Source organism: Staphylococcus sp. HL28, assembly GCF_021117155.1.
In the GTDB taxonomy this organism is placed as follows: domain Bacteria; phylum Bacillota; class Bacilli; order Staphylococcales; family Staphylococcaceae; genus Staphylococcus; species Staphylococcus warneri.
Genome location: NZ_CP088218.1, coordinates 728,009 through 742,016, shown reverse-complemented (window position 1 = coordinate 742,016; position 14,008 = coordinate 728,009). Strand labels below are relative to the sequence as shown.

The following is a 14,008-nucleotide window of genomic DNA, read 5'->3' as shown; positions in this document are numbered from 1 at the left end:
CATTTACACCTCTCTTTTATTAACCTTGTCTTTGTTTGTGTTTTGGATTTTCACAAATTACCATTACTTTACCTTTACGTTTAATGACTTTACATTTTTCGCAAATTGGTTTTACTGATGGTCTTACTTTCATTTTAATACCTCCCTATATTATGGAGTGACGATTATTTATAACGATAAGTAATTCTACCGCGTGATAAATCATACGGAGACATCTCAACAGTTACTTTGTCGCCAGGTAGAATTCGAATGTAGTTCATTCTAATTTTTCCACTTACATGTGCTAAAATTTCATGACCATTTTCTAATTCTACTTTAAACATTGCGTTTGGTAAAGTATCTAATACAGTACCTTCTAATTCAATAACATCTTGTTTAGCCATTGATTAACTTCCCCCTTTTTGCAATAGTAAGGTTATCGTCAATAGACAACTTCAACGATACGAATCTATTAGTGACTAGCTTTAATAAGTTTAACAAAAATTATGGGAATTAATTATCGTTATTTGTCACTCATATTAAATTGTATATTACAGTGTTAGTAAACATTCACATCAACATAGATCGTAAAAGTTGATCTATTGTAATTGGTCTAAGATATCAATGACATCAGTAGTAACCTCTTCAATATCTTTTGAACCATCAATATTTTTTAATACACCTTTATTATCATAGTATTCTAATATAGGTTTTGATTGTTTAACATTGACTTTCAAACGATTTGAAACAGTTTCCGGATTATCATCTTCACGTTGATATAATTTACCGCCATCAAGATCACAAATACCTTCAACTTTTGGAGGATTAAATACAAGATGATAAGTTGTACCACAATTCTCACAGATACGACGACCTGTAAGACGATTCATTAGTTCTTCCTCTGGAACTTCGATATTGATGACAGCATCAATATTTCTATCAAGTTCAGCCATAATTGAATTTAAAGCTTCTGCTTGATCGATTGTTCTAGGGAATCCATCTAATAAAAAACCTTTTTTTGCATCGTCTTCAGAAATTCTTTCTTTAACGATACCCACAGTAACTTCATCAGGGACTAATTCTCCACGATCCATGTACGATTTAGCTTCTTTACCTAAATCAGTTTCATCTTTAATCGCTTTTCTGAACATGTCACCAGTAGATATGTGTGGTATTGGGAATTTCTTAACAATTTCACTCGCTTGAGTTCCTTTACCTGCACCAGGTAAGCCCATTAAAATGATATTCATAAGTGCCCTCCTACAAATTATCTACCACCAAAGCCTTTATACTCTTTTTGATTTACTTGTGCTTCTAATGATTTCATAGTCTCAATAGCAACACCAATTACGATTAGTAAGCTTGTACCACCAATTTGAATTGATCTTGGTAATCCCATAAACTTAGTCGCTAAAATCGGTAAAATTGCAATGACAGCTAAGAAAATAGAGCCAACAAATGTTAAACGATAAAGCACTTTAGTAATATATTTTTTTGTTTGTTCACCAGGTCGAATTCCTGGGACATAACTACCTTGTTTTTTAAGGTTGTCAGCCATTTTTTCTGGATTAACTTGGACAAATGCATAAAAGTATGCAAATGCAATGATTAATACAATATAGATAACCATTCCTATGTTGCTTGATGGATTTGCTGTATCAGCTATTTGTTGTGCCCATTCAGCTTTAGGGAAAAATAGCGTCAACGTTCTTGGTAATAAGAAAAATGCCATCGCAAAGATAACAGGAATAACACCAGCTGAGTTAACTTTTAAAGGTAGATAAGTTGCTTGTGAACCTAATCGTTGAGCTGTTTGTTTCTTTGCATATTGGATAGGAATTTTACGTTTCGCTTCAAGTACAAATATTGCACCTACTGTTAACAGTACTAATGCAACAATGAGTGCTACTATTTTCAACCAAGCTAAAGACGTATCTTCTTGACCTACAAATGCTTGTTGGCCTGCTTGAATGATACTTGATGGTAACGTTGATAAAATACCTGCAAAGATGATAAGTGAAATACCATTACCAACACCAAACTGAGTGATTTGGTCACCAAGCCATATCAAGAATGCAGTTCCTGCTGTTAAAGTTAGTGCAATCAATAAATAACTATATACAGAATGACTCACAATTAAGCGACCACCATATAAGTTATTAAATTGGAACGACATACCTATTGACTGAATGAATGCTAATATAATAGCGAAATAACGTGTTACATTGTTGATTTTCCTTCTACCCACATCACCTTGTTTAGCCCATTCAGAGAACTTAGGAACAATATCCATCTGTAATAATTGCATTACGATAGATGCGGTAATGTATGGCATGATTCCCATAGCAAATATTGAAAAGTTCTTCAAGGCTCCACCACCGAAAGTATTAAGTAAATCAGTGACACCTTGAGAACCTTTTGCTGCTTGATCAAAAGCATTAGGATTTACTCCAGGAGCTGGAATATAAGTCCCAATTTTAAAGATCACTAACATTGCTAGAGTGAAGAAAATCTTGTTTCGAACCTCTTTAGTTTTAAAGAAGCTCACAAGCGTTTGAAACATTAGATCACCTCGTGTGCTCCACCTTTAGCATCAATAGCTTCTGCTGCTGAAGTTGAGAACTTATGAGCTTTCACTGTTAATTTTTTATCTAGTGAGCCGTTACCTAGTACTTTGATACCAGATTTTTCGTTCTTAACAACACCAGATTCTACTAATAAAGCTGGAGTTACTTCAGTACCATCTTCGAATTGATTAAGTTGGTCTAAGTTAACAATAGCATATTCTTTACGATTTATGTTAGTGAAACCACGTTTTGGTAAACGACGGAATAATGGTAATTGTCCACCTTCAAATCCAGGTCTTACTTTACCACCTGAACGTGCTTTTTGACCTTTATGTCCACGGCCACTTGTTTTACCATTACCAGTTGCTGCACCACGACCTACACGGTTACGTTCTTTACGTGAACCTTCTGCTGGTTTTAACTCATGTAATTTCATGTCGGCACCTCCTTAATTATTTTTCTTCTACTGTTAATAAATGTTTAACTTTGTTGATTTGCCCACGAATAGCAGGGTTATCTTCAACAACTACTGAGCTATTAGTCTTTTTAAGACCTAAAGCTTCAACAGTTTTACGTTGTGTTTCAGGACGACCAATAACACTACGAGTGAGGGTAATTTGTAATTTAGCCATAACTTATTTTCCCTCCTTAATTATATAATTCTTCAACTGTTTTGCCGCGTAATTTCGCAACATCTTCAGCGTTTTTAAGGTTTTGTAAACCATTTAAAGTTGCACGAACCATGTTAATTGGTGTGTTTGAACCTAATGATTTACTTAAGATATCAGTGATACCTGCTAATTCTAATACCGCACGAACTGGTCCACCAGCGATAACACCAGTACCAGGAGCTGCAGGTTTCATGAATACACTACCTGAACCATAACGGCCAGTAATTGTATGAGGTGTAGTACCTTCAACACGTGGAACTACAACTAAATCTTTTTTAGCTGCTTCTACAGCTTTTTTGATTGCTTCAGGTACCTCTTGTGCTTTACCAGTACCGAAACCTACACGACCATTTTTGTCTCCAACTACTACTAATGCAGTGAAACGGAAACGACGTCCACCTTTAACAACTTTAGCAACACGATTGATTGTAACAACGCGTTCTTCAAATTCTTTCGTTTCTTCTTCTCTACGAGCCATGTATTTGTCCCTCCTTTAAATTAAAATTCTAAACCGTTTTCTCTAGCAGCTTCAGCTAATGCTTTAACGCGTCCGTGGTATAAGTAACCTCCACGATCGAATACGATTTCTTTAATTCCTTTATCACTTGCTTTTTTAGCAATTGTTTCGCCAACTTTTGTTGATAAATCAACTTTTGTAGCTGATTCGTTAGCAATATCTTTATCTTTAGATGAAGCTTGAGCTAATGTTTCGCCTTTAACATCATCAATAATTTGTGCGTAAATGTGTTTGTTTGAACGATATACATTTAAACGTGGCTTTTCAGCTGTACCTGATAATTTAGTACGAACACGTGAATGTCTTTTCAAACGCACTTTATTTTTATCAATTTTACTGATCATTTCAATACTCCTTTCTGTAGAGTGTTATCTATTATTTGCCAGTTTTACCTTCTTTACGGCGAACGTATTCACCTTGGTAACGAATACCTTTACCTTTATAAGGTTCTGGAGGTCTTACTGAACGGATGTTAGAAGCGATTGCCCCAACTTGCTCTTTAGATACACCAGAAACTTTAACAGTTGTGTTTTTCTCTACAGCGAAAGTAATTCCATCTTCGGCTTTAATTTCAACTGGATGAGAGTAACCAACGTTAAGTACTAAATCATTACCTTGCATTTGAGCACGGTAACCTACACCAACAAGTTCAAGTGTTATTTCGAAACCTTGAGAAACACCTTGTACCATATTATTTAATAAAGCACGAGTTGTACCATGATCTGTTCTGTCATCTTTAGAATCAGAAGGTCTTACAACTTCAATTGTGTTTTCTTCTTGTTTGAATGTCATTCTTTCGTTTAATGTTTTTGATAATTCACCTTTTGGACCTTTAACAGTTACATTGTTTTTGTCAAAAGTTACTGTTACGTCACTAGGGATGTCAATAATTTTCTTACCAACACGACTCATGTTATGGCACCTCCTTATTATTTATTACCAAACGTATGCGATAATTTCTCCACCAACATTACGTTTTCTTGCTTCTTTATCAGTGATAACACCTTCAGAAGTTGATACTAATGCAATACCTAAACCATTAAGTACTTTTGGTACTTCGTTAGCTTTAGCATAAACACGTAAACCTGGTTTTGAAATACGTTTTAATCCTGTGATAACACGTTCATTATTTTGACCATATTTTAAGAATAAACGAATAACACCTTGTTTATCGTCTTCTACGTATTCAACGTTTTTAATGAAACCTTCATTTTTTAAGATTTCAGCAATTTCTTTTTTGATATTAGACGCAGGTAATTCTAATTTATCGTGACGAACCATGTTTGCGTTTCTTACACGAGTTAGCATATCTGCGATTGGATCTGTCATTGTCATTGATTGTTGCCTCCTTTCAGACTCTTGTTTATTACCAGCTAGCTTTGCGTACGCCAGGAATTTGGCCTTTGTAAGCTAATTCACGGAAACAAATACGGCATAATTTAAATTTACGATATACAGAATGTGGACGACCACAGCGTTCACAACGAGTGTATTCACGAACTGCGAATTTTTGTTTTTTTTGTTGCTTAGCAACCATTGAAGTTTTAGCCACTTAATTAGCCTCCTTTTAGAGATTATTTACGAAATGGCATACCGAAGTTTGATAACAATTCACGAGCTTCCTCGTCAGTGTTAGCAGTAGTTACGATAACAATATCCATTCCTCTTACTTTGCTTACTTTATCATAATCGATTTCAGGGAAAATTAATTGTTCTTTAACACCTAATGTGTAGTTACCGCGACCATCGAATGCTTTTTTAGAAACACCTTGGAAGTCACGTACACGTGGTAGTGATACTGAAATTAGTTTGTCTAAGAATTCATACATTCTTTCTCCGCGAAGAGTAACTTTCGCACCGATTGGCATACCTTCACGTAAACGGAATGTTGCAACTGATTTTTTAGCTTTAGTTACTAATGGTTTTTGACCAGTGATTAATTCTAACTCTTCAACAGCGTTATCTAACACTTTAGAGTTTTGAACAGCGTCACCTACACCCATGTTCACTACGATTTTGTCAATTTTAGGTACTTCCATTACTGAACTATAGTTAAATTTCTTTACTAAGTTCTCAGTAACTTCAGAATTGAATTTTTCTTTTAAACGGTTCAAAGTGGATCCTCCTTTCAACTAGTAATTAATTATTAGATTTAATTTCTTCGCCAGATTTTTTTGCAATACGAACTTTTTTACCATCAACAAATTTGTAACCTACACGAGTTGGTTCGTTTGTTTTAGGGTCTAATAATTGTACGTTAGAAACATGGATAGCTGCCTCTGTTTCTAAAATTCCACCTTCAGGGTTTAATTGAGTTGGTTTTTGGTGTTTTTTAATAACGTTAACACCTTCCACAACGACACGGTCATGTTTAGGTTCAGTAGCAACTACTTTACCTTCTTTACCTTTGTCTTTACCTGCGATAACTTTTACGTTGTCACCTTTTTTGATATGCATGTGGGCACCTCCTTATATATTTTGGTTAATTGATTTTATAGTACTTCTGGTGCTAATGATACGATTTTCATGAAGTTACCTTCACGTAATTCACGAGCAACAGGACCAAAGATACGAGTACCACGTGGGCCTTTGTCATCACGAATGATAACACATGCATTTTCGTCAAATTTGATATATGAACCATCGTTACGGCGTACACCTGATTTTGTACGTACTACAACAGCTTTGACAACATCGCCTTTTTTAACAACGCCACCTGGTGTTGCATTTTTAACAGTACATACGATAACATCGCCGATGTTCGCTGTTTTGCGACCAGATCCACCTAATACTTTGATTGTAAGAACTTCACGAGCACCAGAGTTGTCTGCTACTTTTAAACGTGTCTCTTGTTGGATCATTAGTTAAACCTCCCTTATCTCTAATCTTGAATTAAATAATTACTGACTCTTCAACAATTTCTACTAAACGAAAACGTTTTGTTGCTGATAAAGGACGAGTTTCTTGAATTTTAACAATGTCTCCTAATTTAGCTGAATTGTTTTCATCATGAGTTTTGTATTTTTTTGAGTATTTTACTCGTTTGCCGTATAATTTGTGTGTTTTGTAAGTTTCAACAAGTACTGTAATTGTCTTGTCCATTTTGTCAGAAACAACTCTACCTACATAAACTTTACGATCATTTCTTTCGCTCACTTTTGTAACCTCCTCTTTCACTTAATTATTGATTAGCCTTACTTTGTTCAATTTCTCTTTCACGAGCAACAGTTTTTAGACGTGCAATCGTTTTTCTTACTGTGCGAATACGTGCAGTTTCTTCTAATTGACCTGTAGCTAACTGAAAGCGTAGGTTAAAAAGCTCTTCTTTTGAAGATTTGATTTGTTCTTCGATTTCTGAAGTGGTTAAGTCTCTAATTTCCTTAGCTTTCATTTGTTTCACCACCCAATTCTTCACGTTTTACAAACTTAGTTTTTACTGGAAGTTTGTGACTTGCTAAACGTAGTGCTTCGCGTGCAACTTCTTCTTGTACACCAGCGACTTCGAATAAAATTCTACCAGGTTTAACGACTGCGATCCAGCCTTCAACCGCACCTTTACCGGCACCCATACGTACTTCTAAAGGTTTTTTAGTATATGGTGTATGAGGGAAGATTTTGATCCAAACTTTCCCACCACGTTTCATATAACGAGTCATTGCAATACGAGCTGATTCGATTTGACGAGAAGTGATCCAAGACGTTGTAGTTGCTTGTAAACCATACTCACCAAATGTTACATAGTTACCGCCTTTTGAACGACCAGTTGTTTTAGGACGATGTTGACGACGATATTTAACACGTTTTGGTAGTAACATGATTATTTTCCTCCTTCACTAGTGTTCTTAGTAGTAGGAAGAACTTCTCCACGATAGATCCATACTTTAACGCCTAATTTACCATAAGTAGTATCTGCTTCAGCGTGTGCATAATCGATGTCAGCACGTAATGTATGAAGTGGAACAGTTCCTTCAGAATATTGTTCAGCACGAGCAATATCAGCTCCGCCTAAACGACCTGATACTTGAGTTTTAATACCTTTAGCACCAAGTTTCATAGCTCTTGTAATAGCTTGTTTTTGTACACGACGGAATGAAGCACGGTTTTCTAATTGACGTGCGATATTTTCAGCAACTAATCTTGCATCGATATCAATTTTCTTAATTTCAATTACGTTGATGTGTACTTTTTTATCAGTTAAAGCGTTTAATTTGTTACGAAGTTTATCAATTTCAGAACCGCCTTTACCAATTACCATACCAGGTTTACCAGTATGAATTGCGATATTAATACGGTTTGCTGCACGTTCGATATCTACGTGAGAAACTGATGCTTCTTTTAATTCATTATCAATAAATTTACGGATTTTTAAATCTTCGTGTAATAGTGAAGCGAAATCTTTTTCAGCATACCATTTTGCTTCCCAATCACGGATGATTCCAACACGAAGTCCGATTGGATTAATTTTTTGACCCACAGTATTCCCTCCTTAGAAAGTTATTAAGCTTCTTTAGCTTCTTCTTTACCGTCACTTACGACGATTGTAATGTGGCTTGTACGTTTGTTAATCGCACTTGCACGTCCTTGCGCACGTGGGCGGAAACGTTTTAAAGTTGGTCCTTCGTTAGCGTAAGCTTCTTTAACTACTAATTCATCTGTGTTCATGTCGTAGTTATGTTCAGCGTTAGCTAAAGCGGACATTAATACTTTTTCGATAACTGGAGATGAAGCTTTGTTAGTTAATTTTAAAATTGCAATAGCTTCTCCAGCATTTTTACCTCTAATTAAGTCAAGAACTAATCTTACTTTACGAGGTGCGATTCTTATTGTTCTAGCAACCGCTTTTGCTTCCATTAGGATTTCCTCCTCTACTTATTAAAAATTATCTTCTTGTTTTTTTATCGTCAACAGCATGACCTTTAAATGTACGAGTTGGTGCGAATTCACCTAATTTGTGACCTACCATATCTTCTGTTACATATACAGGTACATGTTTACGTCCATCGTATACTGCGAAAGTATGACCAATGAAATTTGGGAAAACTGTAGAACGACGAGACCATGTTTTAATTACTTGTTTCTTTTCACTTCCGTCTTGTGCTTCAACTTTTTTCATTAAGTGATCATCGACGAAAGGTCCTTTTTTAATACTACGAGCCATTTGGGCGCCTCCCTTCTTATTCTGTGCGTGCAGCTGTTACGCCGCACACCCAAATAAGTTAATTTTATTATTTTTTCTTACGTCCACGAACGATAAGTTTGTCTGATGATTTTTTACCACGACGAGTTTTCTTACCAAGCGTAGGTTTACCCCAAGGTGACATTGGAGATGGTCTACCGATAGGTGCACGACCTTCACCACCACCGTGTGGGTGATCGTTAGGGTTCATTACAGAACCACGAACTGTAGGGCGGATACCTTTCCATCTTGAACGTCCAGCTTTACCAACGTTTACTAGTTCGTGTTGGATATTACCAACTTGACCAATAGTAGCACGGCAAGTTGAAAGAATCATACGAACTTCACCAGAGCGTAATCTGATTAATACATATTTACCTTCTTTACCTAATACTTGTGAGCTAGCACCAGCTGAACGAGCGATTTGTCCACCTTTTCCAGGTTTTAACTCGATATTATGAATTACTGTACCAACAGGAATGTTTTGTAATGGTAAAGCATTACCTACTTTGATATCTGCTTCAGCACCACTTTCAACTGTTTGACCTACTTGTAATCCTTTAGGTGCGATAATATAACGTTTTTCACCATCAGCATATACTAACAATGCAATGTTAGCTGAACGGTTTGGATCATATTGGATAGAATCAACTTTAGCGTTGATGCCGTCTTTGTTACGTTTGAAATCGATAACACGGTATTGACGTTTATGTCCTCCACCATGATGGCGAACAGTCAATTTACCTTGGTTGTTACGTCCCGCTCTTTTCGGTAGCGGTTGTAATAATGACTTTTCTGGTGTAGTTTTCGTAATTTCAGCGAAATCTAATGAAGTCATATTACGACGACCATTAGTTATTGGCTTATACTTTTTAAGAGCCATTGTCGTTTACCTCCTTATTGGTAATGTTTTTTAGTTGAATAAGTCGATTGAACCTTCTTTAAGTTTTACAATCGCTTTTCTTCTTTTATTTGTGTAGCCTTGGTAACGGCCCATACGTTTTTTCTTAGGTTTATAGTTGATGATGTTTACATTATCAACTTTTACGTCGAAGATTTCTTCAACAGCAATTTTAACTTGTGTTTTGTTAGCACGAGTATCAACATCGAATGTATATTTATCTTCTGCCATTGCTTCTGAAGATTTCTCAGTGATTACGGGGCGCTTAAGAATATCTCTAGCTTCCATTATCCGAGCACCTCCTCAACTTTTTTAGCAGCAGCTTCAGTGATTACTACACTGTCAGCGCTTGTGATATCTAATACATTTAAACCTTGAGCAGTTGTTACTTGAACACCTGGGATGTTACGTGCTGATAATTCAACATTTACATCTTCGTTTTCAACAACTACTAAGACTTTTTTAGGTTGTTCTAATGTAGTTAAAACATTTTTGAATTCTTTTGTTTTTGGTGCATCGAAACCGAATGCATCTACAACAGTGAATCCATTTCCTTTAACTTTGAATGATAATGCAGAACGTAATGCTAAACGACGCATTTTCTTAGGCATTTTGTAACCATAACTTCTTGGAGTTGGTCCGAATACAACGCCACCGCCACGCCATTGTGGTGCACGGATTGTACCTTGACGAGCACGACCTGTTCCTTTTTGTCTCCATGGTTTACGTCCACCGCCACGTACTGCTGAACGGTTTTTAACAGAATGCGTACCTTGACGTAATGAAGCACGTTGTAAATTAATAGCTTCAAATAGAACGCTATTATTCGGTTCGATTGCAAATACTGCATCGCTTAATTCAACTGAACCACTTTTTGATCCGTCTACTTTTAAAACATCATAATTAGCCATTATGCATTTTCCTCCTTTCGCTTATTAATTATTTATTACCTTTTTTAATTGATTTAATTGAAGTTGAAATTTCTACTAAACCTTTTTTAGGTCCAGGTACATTACCTTTTACTAAGATCACACTGTTTTCAGTGTCAACTTGTACTACTTCTAGGTTTTGTACAGTAACTGTGTTTCCACCCATACGGCCTGGCATTTTTTGACCTTTAAATACTCTTGAAGCATCTGAAGCCATACCTACAGAACCTGGTGCTCTGTGGAAATGAGAACCGTGTGCCATTGGTCCACGAGCTTGTCCGTGACGTTTAATAGCACCTTGGAAACCTTTACCTTTTGAAACGCCTGTAACATCAATGATGTCACCAGTTTCGAATGTATCAACTGAGACTTCTTGACCTACTTCGTATTCATCAACGTTAACGTTTCTGAATTCACGAATGAAGCGCTTAGGTGCTGTGTCCGCTTTTTTAGCATGACCTTCAGCTGGTTTATTAGCATATTTATTAGTTTTAGAACCTTTTTTGTATGCTTTTTTGTCTTCAAATCCTACTTGGATTGCGTTGTAACCGTCAACTTCTTCAGTTTTCTTTTGTAATACAACGTTTTGTCCTGCTTCTACTACTGTAACTGGGATTAATTCACCGTTTTCTCCAAACACTTGTGTCATCCCGATTTTTCTTCCTAAGATTCCTTTGGTCATCGAAAGTCCACCTCCTAAATTTTTCTATTATAATTTAATTTCGATGTCTACACCAGATGGTAAGTTTAAGCCCATAAGAGCATCAACTGTTTTTGGTGTTGGGTTAACAATATCGATTAAACGTTTATGAGTACGTTGTTCGAATTGCTCACGTGAATCTTTGTACTTATGCACGGCACGGATGATTGTATAAACTGACTTTTCAGTTGGTAACGGAATTGGTCCAGAAACATCTGCACCAGAACGTTTAGCAGTTTCAACAATTTTCTCTGCTGATTGATCAATCACGCGGTGATCATAAGCTTTTAATCTGATTCTGATTTTTTGTTTTGCCATAATTTTCCCTCCTTATTCGTCTACATTTAAGTGATAGACTTCTCCACGAAAACTATCTCACACAGCGCCATGGCAAAGCGGCCGGGTGTGTCAGTAACCTTTCGCTTCATCGCGTTTCTTAAAGTCCAACATTAGATATGTTACATGAAAAACACTGATTAATCAATGGTTTTCACTAACTTTTTTCTGTTTTGTCTAACACATACTTTGTTATTGTACTTTAAATGTATTGCTTATTCAACCGTTTTAGGGAATTTTTTTACTTTATTTCTATTTTCATTTTGTCTGATATAATCTTTTTAATACTAACTTTAGTTTCTTTTTATTATAATAGAAGAGAACGGGGGTGAATTGAATGAAAAACGGTATTAAACTAACCCTAGCAATTATTGGTGTATTCTTAATCATTTGTGAATTCTTTTATGGCATTCCATTTTTAGGTGGTAGCGTTATCGTAAGCTTTGGATGGCAGCCATTATTATTTAATGCATTTTTATATCTAATTCTTACTATAATACTATTAGTAGATAACCAAAATACCATTAAACCTATGGTGATTATTCCAATTCTTGGTATTATTGGTTCGTTTGTCGCATTTATTCCTTTTGTAGGTATGATTATTCATTGGGCATTGTTTGTATTGATGATTTTCTTTGTCTTTATTGTACTAGCTGCACCAACTTACATTCCGAATAAAAACGCAAGAGTCATCTATACACAATATAAAGATGGTCATAAATCTAAATAGCCATCATATTACTTCATTCTAAAAAAGGACGTTCACACAAATATGAGTGTGAACGTCCTTTTTTATTTAGCCATGTACGAATACGAAGTATAAAATGAATAATACCATTAATACATACATAATCGGATGTACTTCTTTATGTCTTTTACTAATTAACATGGTAATTGGATAGAAAATAAATCCACATGCAATACCAGTAGCTATTGAATATGATAAAGGCATCATGATAATTGTAATAAATGCAGGAACTGCAACTTCGAATCGTTTCCAATTTATTTCAGCAAAATTCGCTGCCATTAACACACCCACTACTACAAGTGCTGGTGTTGTAACAGCGCTTGTAACTACAGCGATTAATGGACTAAAGAATAATGCTAATAAGAAACAGAATCCAGTTACAATACTAGCAAAACCTGTTCTTGCACCTACTGCTACACCTGAAGTTGATTCAATGTAAGATGTAGTTGTTGTAGTACCGAAAATAGCACCTACAATTGTTGCTAGTGAGTCTGAGAATAAAGCTCTACCTGCTCTCGGTAATTTATTATCTTTCATGATACCGGCTTGAGTTGCTACTGCAACCAAAGTACCTGCTGTATCAAAGAAATCTATAAATAAGAAAGTTAAAATGACAATTAAGAATTGTATCGTAAATAATTGTCCTGGATCTTTAAATGCTTCAAATGCAGCACCAAATGTTGGTTTAATACTAGGAATTTGACCAACAACGCCAGTAGGTGTATGAATTTGACCCGTTATCATACCTACTATAGCAGTAATGATCATACCAATAAATATTGAACCTGGTACTTTCTTCGCGTATAACACAACTGTAATTACAATACCGAATATTGCTAATAATACTGGGGCTTTTGTTAAATGACCAAGTGTAACTAATGTTGAGTCATTTTTAACAATGATACCTGAGCTTTGTAATCCAACAAATGTGATAAACAATCCTATCCCAGCTGAGACGGCCATTTTCATCTGATACGGTATCGCATTAATGATAATCTCTCGAAGTCCAGTGACGGTCAAAATCGCGAAGAATATACCAGAGAATAAAACGCCTGTTAAACCGACTTTCCAAGGAATGCCCATTGTTAAAACAACTGTAAATGCGAAGAATGCATTTAATCCCATTCCTGGTGCTAATGCTATAGGATACTTTGCAATAAGGCCCATAAATAATGAACCTACAAATGCTGCTAAAGCAGTAGCTACAAAAATGGCTCCTTGATCCATCTTCATATCTTCAGATACACCTTTAACTCCTGCTAAACTTAATACTTGTGGATTTACTGCTAAAATATACGCCATTGATAAGAAAGTAGTGATACCACCTAAGATTTCTCTTTTAAAGTTTGTACCATATTCATCGAACTTGAAGTATTTTTTCACGGCTAATGCTCCTCTTTTTTGAAATACTTTAATATTTTAATACCAATTTTCTAAAAAGACAATACTAAATACGAACTTTCATAATTTTTGACACGTTTTTG

General features: G+C 35.7%; 27 protein-coding genes. 1 reads left to right on the top strand and 26 read right to left on the bottom strand.

Going from position 1 to position 14,008, the window contains the following annotated elements; genetic code table 11:
• Positions 1 to 19: 19 nt before the first annotated feature.
• From rpmJ to rpsJ, 25 genes are all read right to left on the bottom strand, one after another.
• A complete protein-coding gene (gene rpmJ / locus LPC11_RS03500) occupies positions 20 to 133 on the bottom strand; it encodes a 50S ribosomal protein L36 (RefSeq protein ID WP_000868342.1) in 114 nt (37 codons plus the stop codon).
• 31 nt (positions 134 to 164) lie between these two features.
• Positions 165 to 383, bottom strand: coding sequence for a translation initiation factor IF-1 (infA, locus tag LPC11_RS03495; RefSeq protein ID WP_001829792.1), 219 nt, complete (start codon positions 381 to 383; stop codon positions 165 to 167).
• A 195-nt stretch (positions 384 to 578) separates the two neighbouring features.
• Positions 579 to 1,229, bottom strand: coding sequence for an adenylate kinase (locus LPC11_RS03490; protein WP_002450511.1), 651 nt, complete (start codon positions 1,227 to 1,229; stop codon positions 579 to 581).
• Between the two features lie 17 nt (positions 1,230 to 1,246).
• Positions 1,247 to 2,542, bottom strand: coding sequence for a preprotein translocase subunit SecY (gene secY / locus LPC11_RS03485; RefSeq protein WP_002466482.1), 1,296 nt, complete (start codon positions 2,540 to 2,542; stop codon positions 1,247 to 1,249).
• A complete protein-coding gene (rplO, locus tag LPC11_RS03480; protein ID WP_002450513.1) occupies positions 2,542 to 2,982 on the bottom strand; it encodes a 50S ribosomal protein L15 in 441 nt (146 codons plus the stop codon). The genes secY and rplO overlap by 1 nt, the downstream gene beginning before the upstream one ends.
• Positions 2,983 to 2,998: 16 nt before the next feature.
• Entirely contained in the window at positions 2,999 to 3,178 is a 180-nt protein-coding gene (gene rpmD / locus LPC11_RS03475; RefSeq protein WP_001096576.1) for a 50S ribosomal protein L30, read from the bottom strand.
• Positions 3,179 to 3,194: 16 nt separating this feature from the next.
• Positions 3,195 to 3,695, bottom strand: a complete 501-nt coding sequence (gene rpsE / locus LPC11_RS03470) for a 30S ribosomal protein S5 (protein ID WP_002450514.1) — start codon at positions 3,693 to 3,695, stop codon at positions 3,195 to 3,197.
• Between the two features lie 20 nt (positions 3,696 to 3,715).
• On the bottom strand, positions 3,716 to 4,078 hold the full coding sequence (gene rplR / locus LPC11_RS03465; RefSeq protein WP_002450515.1) for a 50S ribosomal protein L18: 363 nt from the start codon (positions 4,076 to 4,078) through the stop codon (positions 3,716 to 3,718).
• A 31-nt stretch (positions 4,079 to 4,109) separates the two neighbouring features.
• Positions 4,110 to 4,646 (bottom strand): 50S ribosomal protein L6, encoded by a 537-nt coding sequence (gene rplF / locus LPC11_RS03460; RefSeq protein ID WP_231307354.1) that lies wholly within the window; start codon positions 4,644 to 4,646, stop codon positions 4,110 to 4,112.
• A gap of 24 nt (positions 4,647 to 4,670) precedes the next feature.
• Positions 4,671 to 5,069 carry a 30S ribosomal protein S8 gene (gene rpsH, locus LPC11_RS03455; protein WP_002450517.1) on the bottom strand — a complete coding sequence of 133 codons (399 nt, stop codon included), beginning with the start codon at positions 5,067 to 5,069 and terminating at the stop codon, positions 4,671 to 4,673.
• 31 nt (positions 5,070 to 5,100) lie between these two features.
• Positions 5,101 to 5,286, bottom strand: a complete 186-nt coding sequence (locus tag LPC11_RS03450; protein ID WP_001829713.1) for a type Z 30S ribosomal protein S14 — start codon at positions 5,284 to 5,286, stop codon at positions 5,101 to 5,103.
• 22 nt (positions 5,287 to 5,308) lie between these two features.
• On the bottom strand, positions 5,309 to 5,848 hold the full coding sequence (gene rplE, locus LPC11_RS03445; protein WP_002466470.1) for a 50S ribosomal protein L5: 540 nt from the start codon (positions 5,846 to 5,848) through the stop codon (positions 5,309 to 5,311).
• Positions 5,849 to 5,873: 25 nt separating this feature from the next.
• The gene (gene rplX / locus LPC11_RS03440) at positions 5,874 to 6,191 is read right to left on the bottom strand and encodes a 50S ribosomal protein L24 (RefSeq protein ID WP_023373602.1); all 318 of its coding nucleotides are present in this window, start codon (positions 6,189 to 6,191) and stop codon (positions 5,874 to 5,876) included.
• A gap of 35 nt (positions 6,192 to 6,226) precedes the next feature.
• Positions 6,227 to 6,595, bottom strand: coding sequence for a 50S ribosomal protein L14 (rplN, locus tag LPC11_RS03435; RefSeq protein WP_002466492.1), 369 nt, complete (start codon positions 6,593 to 6,595; stop codon positions 6,227 to 6,229).
• 31 nt (positions 6,596 to 6,626) lie between these two features.
• Positions 6,627 to 6,890, bottom strand: coding sequence for a 30S ribosomal protein S17 (rpsQ, locus tag LPC11_RS03430; RefSeq protein WP_002432741.1), 264 nt, complete (start codon positions 6,888 to 6,890; stop codon positions 6,627 to 6,629).
• A 25-nt stretch (positions 6,891 to 6,915) separates the two neighbouring features.
• Positions 6,916 to 7,125, bottom strand: a complete 210-nt coding sequence (gene rpmC, locus LPC11_RS03425; RefSeq protein WP_000644737.1) for a 50S ribosomal protein L29 — start codon at positions 7,123 to 7,125, stop codon at positions 6,916 to 6,918.
• On the bottom strand, positions 7,115 to 7,549 hold the full coding sequence (gene rplP / locus LPC11_RS03420; RefSeq protein ID WP_002450520.1) for a 50S ribosomal protein L16: 435 nt from the start codon (positions 7,547 to 7,549) through the stop codon (positions 7,115 to 7,117). Before rplP ends, rpmC begins: the two co-directional genes overlap by 11 nt.
• Before the next feature lie 2 nt (positions 7,550 to 7,551).
• The gene (rpsC, locus tag LPC11_RS03415) at positions 7,552 to 8,208 is read right to left on the bottom strand and encodes a 30S ribosomal protein S3 (protein ID WP_002450521.1); all 657 of its coding nucleotides are present in this window, start codon (positions 8,206 to 8,208) and stop codon (positions 7,552 to 7,554) included.
• A 23-nt stretch (positions 8,209 to 8,231) separates the two neighbouring features.
• Entirely contained in the window at positions 8,232 to 8,585 is a 354-nt protein-coding gene (rplV, locus tag LPC11_RS03410; RefSeq protein ID WP_001829734.1) for a 50S ribosomal protein L22, read from the bottom strand.
• A 28-nt stretch (positions 8,586 to 8,613) separates the two neighbouring features.
• Positions 8,614 to 8,892: a 30S ribosomal protein S19 gene (rpsS, locus tag LPC11_RS03405; RefSeq protein WP_002450522.1), complete on the bottom strand. Its 279-nt coding sequence runs from the start codon at positions 8,890 to 8,892 to the stop codon at positions 8,614 to 8,616.
• Positions 8,893 to 8,959: 67 nt separating this feature from the next.
• Complete coding sequence (rplB, locus tag LPC11_RS03400) at positions 8,960 to 9,793, bottom strand: 50S ribosomal protein L2 (RefSeq protein WP_002450523.1); 834 nt, start codon at positions 9,791 to 9,793, stop codon at positions 8,960 to 8,962.
• A gap of 30 nt (positions 9,794 to 9,823) precedes the next feature.
• Positions 9,824 to 10,099 carry a 50S ribosomal protein L23 gene (rplW, locus tag LPC11_RS03395; protein WP_002450524.1) on the bottom strand — a complete coding sequence of 92 codons (276 nt, stop codon included), beginning with the start codon at positions 10,097 to 10,099 and terminating at the stop codon, positions 9,824 to 9,826.
• Positions 10,099 to 10,722: a 50S ribosomal protein L4 gene (gene rplD / locus LPC11_RS03390; protein WP_023373604.1), complete on the bottom strand. Its 624-nt coding sequence runs from the start codon at positions 10,720 to 10,722 to the stop codon at positions 10,099 to 10,101. The genes rplW and rplD overlap by 1 nt, the downstream gene beginning before the upstream one ends.
• A 28-nt stretch (positions 10,723 to 10,750) precedes the next feature.
• Complete coding sequence (rplC, locus tag LPC11_RS03385) at positions 10,751 to 11,422, bottom strand: 50S ribosomal protein L3 (RefSeq protein ID WP_002450526.1); 672 nt, start codon at positions 11,420 to 11,422, stop codon at positions 10,751 to 10,753.
• Between the two features lie 27 nt (positions 11,423 to 11,449).
• Positions 11,450 to 11,758 carry a 30S ribosomal protein S10 gene (rpsJ, locus tag LPC11_RS03380; protein WP_001118667.1) on the bottom strand — a complete coding sequence of 103 codons (309 nt, stop codon included), beginning with the start codon at positions 11,756 to 11,758 and terminating at the stop codon, positions 11,450 to 11,452.
• Between the two features lie 355 nt (positions 11,759 to 12,113).
• Between rpsJ and LPC11_RS03375 the strand changes: the two genes are divergently transcribed.
• Positions 12,114 to 12,506: a hypothetical protein gene (locus tag LPC11_RS03375; protein WP_023373606.1), complete on the top strand. Its 393-nt coding sequence runs from the start codon at positions 12,114 to 12,116 to the stop codon at positions 12,504 to 12,506.
• 66 nt (positions 12,507 to 12,572) lie between these two features.
• Here LPC11_RS03375 and LPC11_RS03370 read toward each other — a convergent pair whose 3' ends face one another.
• A complete protein-coding gene (locus LPC11_RS03370) occupies positions 12,573 to 13,907 on the bottom strand; it encodes an NCS2 family permease (protein ID WP_104681527.1) in 1,335 nt (444 codons plus the stop codon).
• Positions 13,908 to 14,008: the final 101 nt, after the last annotated feature.